An 8,637-nucleotide genomic window follows, 5' to 3' on the forward strand; every position below is an offset into this window, starting at 1 on the left:
TCCAGCGGGAGCAAGCTCCCTCGCCACGGGGAGATCGGTGGGACTCAGAGGCGAGGCAAGCTGATCACCGCCGTCAATCCACCCCCCGGCGTCTCTTCCAGGCCCAGGTGCCCACCCAAGCGCTCGGCGGCTTCCCGGGCGATGGTCATGCCCAGGCCGACGCCACCGGAGTTGCGGTTGCGCGAGCCCTCCAGGCGGAAGAATGGCTCGAATACCGCTTCGCGCTTGTCCGGCGCGATGCCGGGGCCATGGTCGATTACTCGGATCAGCAACTTGTGTTGCTGGTCTTCAAGGACAATCGATGCGTCGCCGGCGTAGCGCAGGGCGTTGTCGATGAGGTTGTTGATACACGAACGCAGGGCCATCGGTTGCACCTGCATAGGTGCGCAGACGCCACTGGCCTGCACATTGGCGCCCTGGTCCTGGGCGTTCTCGCTCAATGACTCCACCAGGGCCTGCACGTCCATCCACTGCAAGGCCTCGCTGGTGCGTTGTTCGTGCAGATAGGTCAGGGTGGCATCGAGCATGCCGATCATATCGTCCAGGTCTTGGCGCATCTGATCCTGCAACCGGCTGTCGTCGATCTGCTCCAGGCGCAGCTTGAGCCGAGATAGCGGGGTGCGCAGATCATGGGATACCGCCCCCAGCATGCGCGAGCGCTGCTGCACCTGCTCGCGGATCCGTCGTTGCATCAGGTTGAAGGTATGGGCGGCCTGGCGGGCCTCACGCGGACCGTTTTCCTCCAGTGGCGGGCTGTCGAGGTCCTCGCTCAGCCGTTCGGCGGCGTCGCTCAGGCGTTGGATCGGCCGGGTCAACGACTTGGCGCCGTACCAGGCCGCGACAATCAGGAACACAAACTGAAACGTCAGCGGCACCACGGGCCCGCCGAACCAGGGACGTGGGCCGGGTGGCGGGCCGGAGCGCGGGGGGCCTGCGCCTTGATGGGCAAACTCCGGGGGTGGCCCGGGATGTGGCGGCTTGTCGTAATGAAAGAACCAGGCAAAGGCCAACAGATGCGCCAGGATGATCGCTAGCAGCAGCACGCCGAACAGGCGGCCGAACAGGGAATCGAAGCGCAGGCGCATCAGCCGATATCCCGCGCGTCGAACAGGTAGCCTTCACCGCGCACGGTCTTGATCAATTGCGGGGCCTTCGGATCGTCACCCAGTTTCTGGCGCAAGCGCGACACCAGCAGGTCGATGCTGCGGTCGAAGGCCTCGATGGAACGACCGCGCGCAGCGTCCAGCAATTGTTCACGGCTGAGCACTCGGCGCGGACGCTCGATGAACACCCACAACAGGCGGAATTCGGCGTTGGACAGGGGCACCACCAATCCGCTGGCGGAGACCAACTGGCGCAGCACGCTGTTGAGTCGCCAGTTATCGAAGCGAATATTGGTGTGTTGCTCGCTGCGGTCATCGCGCACGCGGCGCAGGATGGTCTGGATTCGCGCCACCAGCTCCCTGGGTTCGAAGGGCTTGGCCATGTAGTCGTCGGCGCCCAGTTCCAGGCCGATGATGCGGTCGGTGGGTTCGCAGCGGGCCGTCAGCATGAGGATTGGAATGTCCGACTCGGCCCGCAGCCAGCGGCACAGTTGCAAACCGTCTTCGCCTGGCAACATCAGGTCCAGCACGACCACGTCGAAGTGCTCGGCCTGCATTGCCTGGCGCATGGCCGCGCCATCGGTCACGCCACTGGCGCGAATGCCGAAGCGGGCGAGGTAATCGATCAGCAGTTCGCGGATCGGTACGTCGTCATCGACGATCAGGGCGCGGGTCGTCCAGCGCCGATCATCGTCAGGCAGTTTCTGATCGCCAGCATTTGCAATGGGGGTGTTCTGCATGGGTGCGTCATCTGCCAGTTGGGCTGCCAACCGCATGGAGGGCGGCGAGGGCGTGTGTGAGCATAAGCTTCGGACGGTGGGCCGTGAAGCGCTGAAATAAACGGTTGCGGCGGCGCAGGGTAGCGTCCTGCCGTATTGTGCGCGTGTCATGAATGTATCGACCCTGACACAAACGGCAGCAGGGCCGATTGATGATTTACCGATCATCGGGTCCCGCAAGGGCGCTGGTTCCGCTACAATGCGCGCCGATTTCGACTTGCCTGAGAGCCCGCTCATGTCCGCCTGCCAGACGCCTATCATCGTCGCCCTGGATTTCCCTACCCGTGACGCCGCCCTGAAGCTGGCCGACCAGTTGGACCCCAAGCTGTGCCGGGTCAAAGTCGGCAAGGAACTGTTCACCAGTTGCGCTTCGGAAATTGTCGGGACCCTGCGCGACAAGGGGTTCGAAGTATTCCTTGACCTTAAATTCCATGACATTCCCAACACCACCGCCATGGCCGTCAAGGCGGCTGCGGAGATGGGCGTGTGGATGGTCAACGTGCATTGCTCCGGTGGCCTGCGCATGATGGCGGCCTGCCGTGAAGTGCTGGACCAGCGCAGCGGCCCGAAACCGCTGTTGATCGGCGTGACCGTATTGACCAGCATGGAGCGTGAGGATTTGGCGGGGATCGGCTTGGACATCGAGCCCCAGGAGCAAGTGCTGCGTCTGGCGGCGCTGGCACAGAAGGCCGGCCTGGACGGCCTGGTCTGCTCGGCGCTGGAAGCTGGTGCCCTGAAAGCGGCGCACCCATCGCTGCAACTGGTGACACCGGGGATTCGTCCCGCGGGCAGCGCCCAGGACGATCAGCGTCGCATCCTGACCCCGCGCCAGGCACTGGACGCTGGCTCCGATTACTTGGTGATCGGTCGTCCGATCAGCCAGGCCGCCGACCCGGCCAAGGCGTTGGCAGCGGTCGTGGCCGAACTGGCCTGACCGAGACGCTGTAAAACGTGTGGGAGCGAGCTTGCTCGCGATGGCGGTACATCAGTCACGTTTGAGTCGACTGAGATACCGCTATCGCGAGCAAGCTCGCTCCCACACGTTTTACAGCGTCTCGGGGAATGTCTCCAGCCCTTCGACGATGTCTTCCTTGCTCTTGAGTTGCCCCTTGGCCATCCAGCCGGCCATTTCCTGTCCGGCCGCGGCGAACTGCGAGGCGTAGTCCATGACCACGAACCCTTCCATGCGCGCGCGGTTGACCAGCAGTGACAGGTAGTTGGCCGGGCCCTTCACCGCTTCCTTGTTGTTGTATTGGCTGATGGCGCCACAAATCACCACGCGGGCCTTGAGGTTCAGGCGGCTGAGCACTGCATCGAGGATATCGCCGCCGACGTTGTCGAAATATACATCCACGCCCTTGGGGCATTCGCGCTTGAGGCCGGCGTGGACGTCCTCATTTTTGTAGTCGATGGCGCCGTCGAAGCCCAACTCATCGATGAGGAACTTGCACTTGTCGGCGCCGCCGGCGATGCCGACCACGCGGCAGCCCTTGAGCTTGGCAATCTGTCCGGCAATGCTGCCCACGGCACCGGCAGCGCCTGAAAGCACGACGGTTTCGCCAGCCTTGGGCGCGCCGACATCCAGCAGGGCGAAATAAGCGGTCATGCCGGTCATGCCCAGTGCTGACAAATAGCGGGGCAGCGGCGCCAGTTTCGGATCGACCTTGTAGAAACCTCGTGGCTCGCCGAGGAAATAATCCTGCACGCCCAGGGCGCCATTGACGTAGTCCCCCACTGCAAACCCCGGGTTATTCGACGCAATGACTTGGCCGACGCCCAATGCCCGCATGACTTCGCCAATACCGACCGGTGGGATGTAGGACTTGCCTTCGTTCATCCAGCCGCGCATCGCCGGGTCGAGGGACAGGTACTCGTTCTTGACCAGGATCTGGCCCGCCGCCGGTTCGCCAACCGGGACTTGTTGATAGGTAAACGTCTCGCGGGTCGCGGCACCCACCGGGCGTTTGGCGAGCAGGAATTGGCGGTTGATCTGGGCGGTCATGACAGGCACTCAAGATGAATGAAGCTTTGTTGATAGACCTTCGACGCGCTCACCGCAAGGTTTGCCGATCCAGCGAATGCAGGTTGATCCAAACCAGTGATGGAGCGGTGGGTGGTGTTATCACGGGCGTTCATGCAGCGCCAACCGGCCACTGGATAGTGCTGCCGTGCCGTTGCGGTCGGTGGCTATAGTGCGGCGGTCAGCAATTCTTCGAGGCAGTGACAATGAGCATGACGTTTTCCGGGCAGGTGGCCGTGGTGACGGGCGGTGCGGCAGGTATCGGCCGGGCCACGGCCCAGGCGTTCGCGGCGCAAGGGCTGAAGGTCGTCGTTGCCGACCTGGATGTGGCGGGCGGCGAGGGTACGGTCGAGTCGATTCGCGAGGCGGGTGGCGACGCCGTGTTCGTGCGCTGCAACGTGACGCTCGACGGTGACGTGCGAAACCTGATGGGAGAGGTGATCAATGCCTACGGGCGCCTTGATTACGCCTTCAACAATGCGGGCATCGAAATCGAAAAGGGCAAGCTGGCCGACGGCACACTTGATGAGTTCGACGCGATCATGGGCGTCAATGTCAAAGGTGTCTGGCTGTGCATGAAGTACCAGCTGCCATTGTTGTTGGCCCAGGGCGGCGGTGCCATCGTCAACACAGCCTCGGTGGCGGGGCTTGGGGCGGCACCGAAGATGAGCATCTACGCGGCGTCCAAGCATGCGGTGATCGGCCTGACAAAATCGGCGGCCATTGAATATGCCAAGAAGAAAATCCGCGTGAACGCGGTGTGTCCGGCGGTGATCGACACTGATATGTTCCGTCGTGCCTATGAGGCAGACCCGAAAAAAGCCGATTTCGCCAACGCCATGCACCCGGTCGGGCGTATCGGCAAGGTTGAGGAGATCGCCAGCGCGGTGCTGTATCTGTGCAGCGATGGCGCAGCGTTCACCACCGGGCATTCATTGGCGGTGGACGGTGGGGTCACGGCATTCTGATGCCAACGGCTGTCGTTTCGGCGTAGGGCAAAACCCGCACTGGTTGCGGGTTCTTTTTTTCTGATGGGGGAAGGTTCCCTTGATCGAGCCGCCAATGTATTTCAAGGAATGAGAATGAGGCGTTTTCGAGTCGTTCTCTTACGTCGTCCCGCATCGGCCTGTGCTTAACTGTTTGTGGAAATGAAACAATCGCTTAGGAGCTTGGTTACTCATGGAATTGAGAATCGACCGGCAGGCCCTGGTGCCCGTCGTGCAGCAAATTGTCGATGCGTTAGCCATCTGGATTCGACAGGACGCGGTGGAGCCGGGGACTCGCCTGCCATCGATCCGGCAGTTGGCGCGGCAAAATCTGCTCAGCCAGGCCAGCGTCCATGAGGCCTGCCAGCGGTTGGTCGCCCAAGGCTTGCTGGCGTCGCGTCACGGTTCAAGCTTTTTTGTGGCTCCGGCTGTTTCCGATGCGGGAGCGACCGCTGAAGAGGCCTGGCTGCCAGGCGTGTCATCTGCCCCGGCTGACCCGACGCACCAGGCGTTGAAGCTGGGCTGCGGCGGCTTGCCCGAGAGCTGGCGCGAAAGCGATGACCTGGGTTATGCGATTCGACAGGTTAGCCGAACCGACATGGCGGGGCTGTTCAACTACGGCCCTCCACTGGGGCTGCCTGCCCTGCGTGAGCAATTGTCCAGGCGGCTCAAGCAGTTTGAAATCGATGCCGACGAAAACCGAATCCTGACCACTACGGGGGCCTTGCATGGGTTGGACCTGATCGTACGGACACTTTTGCCGCCGGGGTGCTGTGTCGTGGTGGAGAGCCCCGGTTATCCGAAGCTGTTCGATCTGCTCAGGCTGCATAAGATAGACATGCTCGAATTACCCAGGACGTCCCGCGGCCCGGACGTCGACGCTCTTCAATGTCTGTTGGCGATCCACAGGCCCAGCGCGATTTTTATCAACAGCACCTGCCACAACCCGACCGGTAGCAACCTGATTCCGGCGGTGGCCCAGCGGCTGCTGCAACTGGCAAGAAAGCACGCCATGTTGGTCATCGAGGATGACGTCTACGCCGATTTCCAGGGGGCGACGCGGGCCCGGCTGGCAGCGCTGGACGCTGAAGTGATTTATTTGGGCAGCTTCTCGAAAACCTTGAGCAGCTCTTTGCGAGTCGGGTTCATGGCAGCCGCGCCGTCTGTCATCGCGCGCCTGGGTGAGGTCAAGGCAATCACCTGCATGGGTGGTTCGCGATTCGCTGAATCGGTGCTGGCCAAGCTTCTGGCCAACGGCGCCTATCGCAAGCTCGCCCAGCGCCAGCGGCAGCGACTGAATGCCGATATGGCGGTGGCGTTGCAGTTGCTGGAGGACGCTGACTGGAAAGTGTTCGGCAAGCCGTCGGGCGGGTTGTTCATTTGGGCGCGTCCGCCGTTGTGTGACTATGCTGAGCTACAGCGAATGGCCAGGCGATGCGGCGTCCAATTGTCTTCCCGAACGAGATTCAGCCCCTCGGGCGCGGACACGGACTGGCTGCGGATCAATGTGGCGTACGCGCGGGACCCCAAGGCCCAGGCTTTTTTCCGTGCCACCGCTCTGGATCGACCTCAAGTGTCCTGAAAACGACGCGGCTGTAGCTTTTTGCCATTATTCCGACGCCAGCATCTTGTGTTGCGGGGCGTCTCGTTGCGAATCTGCAATCAACACACACTGGCAGAGGACTGGGCGCAATGATTTCGGCCGTGCAAGGACGTTTTGCCAACCTCGGTATGGCAAAGAAACTGGGTATCGGGTTTGTCCTGGTGCTGCTGCTCACCGCCGTGGTGGCGGCCATTGGCGTCTGGTCCCTGCAGACCATCAGTTATCGCTTCGAGGGCCTGAAGCAGATGTCGTCCCTCAACAGCGGGCTGCTCAAGGTTCGCCTGCTCGAGCAGGAATACGCCTCGCGTTCCGACCCCAAGACAGCCGATGCGTTGCGTCAGGGCGTCGATGGGTTGGTTGCGTTGGCGAACGAACTCAAAGGCCAGTCGGCGGCCAATGTGCCGGTGATGAATGATGTCGAACTGGCCTTGGCGGCCTACCGCAAGGCATTCGATGAGTTCGTCGAGCTGAGCCAGAGCAAGGACTTGGCGTTGGAAATGGCCAGCTGGTCGGTTTCCAGCGTGGCCAACAACCTGGATGTGTTGCAAGCCGGGCTCGCGGATGACGGCGCCTATACCTTGAAGGATTCGGAAGGAAAGGAGGGGGCTGAATTCATCGAGCAGGCCAACCAGGTCAGCGAGGTATCGCGACTTATGCTGCAGGCCATGAACGAAGCGCGGGTTCGCCTGGACCAGAGCCGCAAGGGCAATGACGAGGCGGCCGGGCAAGGCAATATCGAACAGGCTGAGCAGGCCATGAAATTGGCCGAAGAACTCAAGAGCGCCGTCAAGGATCCTGGCTACCAGACCGTGCTCAACGAAGTGGCCGGGCACATCGGTGGATTCAACCAGCAACTGGCCGAATACACCGGACTGTTGGCCAAGGAAAAAATCGTCTATCAGCAATTGCATGAGCGCGCTGACCAGGTCGTGGCGCGGGTCGATCAGGCCTACACCTCCGAGGACGCCACCATGCAGGCGGAGCTGAAGAAAAACTCGCTGATGATCATCGGCTCGTCGGCCCTGGCCCTGCTGGTGGGGCTGGTTGCAGCCTGGGTCATCACCCGATTGATCGTCTCGCCGTTGCGCAGTGTCATCCGCGTCGCCCAGCAGATTGCCGCCGGAGACCTGAGCGCAAAAGTCGACGTGACACGCCGGGACGAGATAGGGCAACTGATGCTCGCGATGCAACAGATGGGGGCGGGCCTGAGCAGCATCGTCAGCGGTTTGCAGGCGGGCATCGAGCAACTGGCCAGTTCGGCCCAGTCACTGTCGTCCGTGACCGAGCAGACCAACCTGGAAGTCAGCAGCCAGAAAGAGGAAACCGAGCAGGTTGCCACGGCAATGAACCAGATGACCGCTACGGTGCACGACGTGGCGCGCAATGCCGAAGAGGCGGCGCAAGCGGCCCAGACAGCCGACGACAAGGTTGAAACGGGTCAGCAGGTGGTGCGCCAGAGCATGGTGCGCATCGAGCAACTGGCCGACTCGGCCACGTCGGCCAGTACCAGCATTGAGAGCCTGAGCGCCGAAATACAGAACATCGGCACTGTCTTGAGCGTGATCAAGAGCGTGGCCGAACAAACCAACCTGCTCGCCCTCAATGCCGCAATCGAGGCGGCTCGGGCAGGTGAACAGGGCAGGGGATTCGCGGTAGTGGCCGACGAAGTCCGCGCCTTGGCGAGACGTACGCAACAGTCCACCGAAGAAATCGAGCGATTGGTGAGCGCGCTGCGTTCAGCGGCCCAGACCTCCGTACAGCAAATCCAGGCCAGTGGCGAATTGGTGAAAATGGCCGTCAGCGATGCGCTGCAGACCGAAAGCGCACTGGGTAGCATCGCGGCAGCCGTGTCATTGATCCAACAGATGAACCAGCAAATCGCAGCGGCTGCCGAACAACAGAGCTCAGTGGCCGAAGAAATCAACCGCAGCGTCACCAGCATCCGCGCCAGTGCGGATCAGTCGTCCATGGCCATGCAAGGCAACGCCGCGTCCAGCATTGAACTGGCGCAGTTGGGCGTTGAGTTGAAAGGGATGGTGGGACATTTCAGGTTGTGAATGGGTGGGCTGCTGCTATCGCGAGCAAGCTCGCCCACATTGGAGGAAGAGCGTTCAGAGATCCATGTGGGAGCGAGCCTGCTCGCGAA

7 protein-coding genes and 1 pseudogene are annotated in these 8,637 nt (G+C 61.9%); 5 read left to right on the forward strand and 3 right to left on the reverse strand.

What is annotated here, in order from left to right; translation table 11 throughout:
• Positions 1–44 precede the first annotated feature (44 nt).
• A complete protein-coding gene (locus OC610_RS15680; RefSeq protein ID WP_264428886.1) occupies positions 45–1,085 on the reverse strand; it encodes a sensor histidine kinase in 1,041 nt (346 codons plus the stop codon).
• Positions 1,085–1,843 (reverse strand): response regulator, encoded by a 759-nt coding sequence (locus OC610_RS15685; protein WP_264428888.1) that lies wholly within the window; start codon positions 1,841–1,843, stop codon positions 1,085–1,087. The genes OC610_RS15680 and OC610_RS15685 overlap by 1 nt, the downstream gene beginning before the upstream one ends.
• Before the next feature lie 274 nt (positions 1,844–2,117).
• Here OC610_RS15685 and pyrF point away from each other — a divergent pair, with 274 nt between their 5' ends.
• Positions 2,118–2,816 carry an orotidine-5'-phosphate decarboxylase gene (gene pyrF / locus OC610_RS15690; RefSeq protein WP_167659345.1) on the forward strand — a complete coding sequence of 233 codons (699 nt, stop codon included), beginning with the start codon at positions 2,118–2,120 and terminating at the stop codon, positions 2,814–2,816.
• Positions 2,817–2,927: 111 nt separating this feature from the next.
• Here the strand turns inward: pyrF and OC610_RS15695 are convergent, their stop codons facing one another.
• Positions 2,928–3,884: an NADP-dependent oxidoreductase gene (locus OC610_RS15695; RefSeq protein ID WP_264428889.1), complete on the reverse strand. Its 957-nt coding sequence runs from the start codon at positions 3,882–3,884 to the stop codon at positions 2,928–2,930.
• A 224-nt stretch (positions 3,885–4,108) separates the two neighbouring features.
• Here OC610_RS15695 and OC610_RS15700 point away from each other — a divergent pair, with 224 nt between their 5' ends.
• The 4 genes and pseudogenes from OC610_RS15700 (at position 4,109) to OC610_RS29770 (ending at position 8,548) form a co-directional block, all read left to right on the forward strand.
• The gene (locus OC610_RS15700) at positions 4,109–4,870 is read left to right on the forward strand and encodes an SDR family oxidoreductase (protein ID WP_264428890.1); all 762 of its coding nucleotides are present in this window, start codon (positions 4,109–4,111) and stop codon (positions 4,868–4,870) included.
• 211 nt (positions 4,871–5,081) lie between these two features.
• Positions 5,082–6,470: an aminotransferase-like domain-containing protein gene (locus OC610_RS15705; RefSeq protein WP_264428891.1), complete on the forward strand. Its 1,389-nt coding sequence runs from the start codon at positions 5,082–5,084 to the stop codon at positions 6,468–6,470.
• Between the two features lie 1,022 nt (positions 6,471–7,492).
• Positions 7,493–7,687: pseudogene (locus tag OC610_RS29765) on the forward strand (HAMP domain-containing protein); the annotation flags it as partial.
• A complete protein-coding gene (locus OC610_RS29770; RefSeq protein ID WP_408636600.1) occupies positions 7,685–8,548 on the forward strand; it encodes a methyl-accepting chemotaxis protein in 864 nt (287 codons plus the stop codon). The pseudogene OC610_RS29765 and the gene OC610_RS29770, both read left to right, overlap by 3 nt.
• Positions 8,549–8,637: the final 89 nt, after the last annotated feature.

It is taken from the genome of Pseudomonas agronomica, assembly GCF_025917275.1.
GTDB lineage: Bacteria > Pseudomonadota > Gammaproteobacteria > Pseudomonadales > Pseudomonadaceae > Aquipseudomonas > Aquipseudomonas agronomica.

What these genes read in the sequence shown, in the direction of transcription:
- pyrF (WP_167659345.1), top strand. Translation starts at nt 2,118, where the DNA reads ATGTCCGCCTGCCAGACGCCTATCATCGTCGCCCTGGATTTCCCTACC.
- OC610_RS15705 (WP_264428891.1), top strand. Translation starts at nt 5,082, where the DNA reads ATGGAATTGAGAATCGACCGGCAGGCCCTGGTGCCCGTCGTGCAGCAA.
- OC610_RS15680 (WP_264428886.1), bottom strand. Translation starts at nt 1,085, where the DNA reads ATGCGCCTGCGCTTCGATTCCCTGTTCGGCCGCCTGTTCGGCGTGCTG.
- OC610_RS15685 (WP_264428888.1), bottom strand. Translation starts at nt 1,843, where the DNA reads ATGCAGAACACCCCCATTGCAAATGCTGGCGATCAGAAACTGCCTGAC.
- OC610_RS29770 (WP_408636600.1), top strand. Translation starts at nt 7,685, where the DNA reads ATGGGGGCGGGCCTGAGCAGCATCGTCAGCGGTTTGCAGGCGGGCATC.
- OC610_RS15695 (WP_264428889.1), bottom strand. Translation starts at nt 3,884, where the DNA reads ATGACCGCCCAGATCAACCGCCAATTCCTGCTCGCCAAACGCCCGGTG.
- OC610_RS15700 (WP_264428890.1), top strand. Translation starts at nt 4,109, where the DNA reads ATGAGCATGACGTTTTCCGGGCAGGTGGCCGTGGTGACGGGCGGTGCG.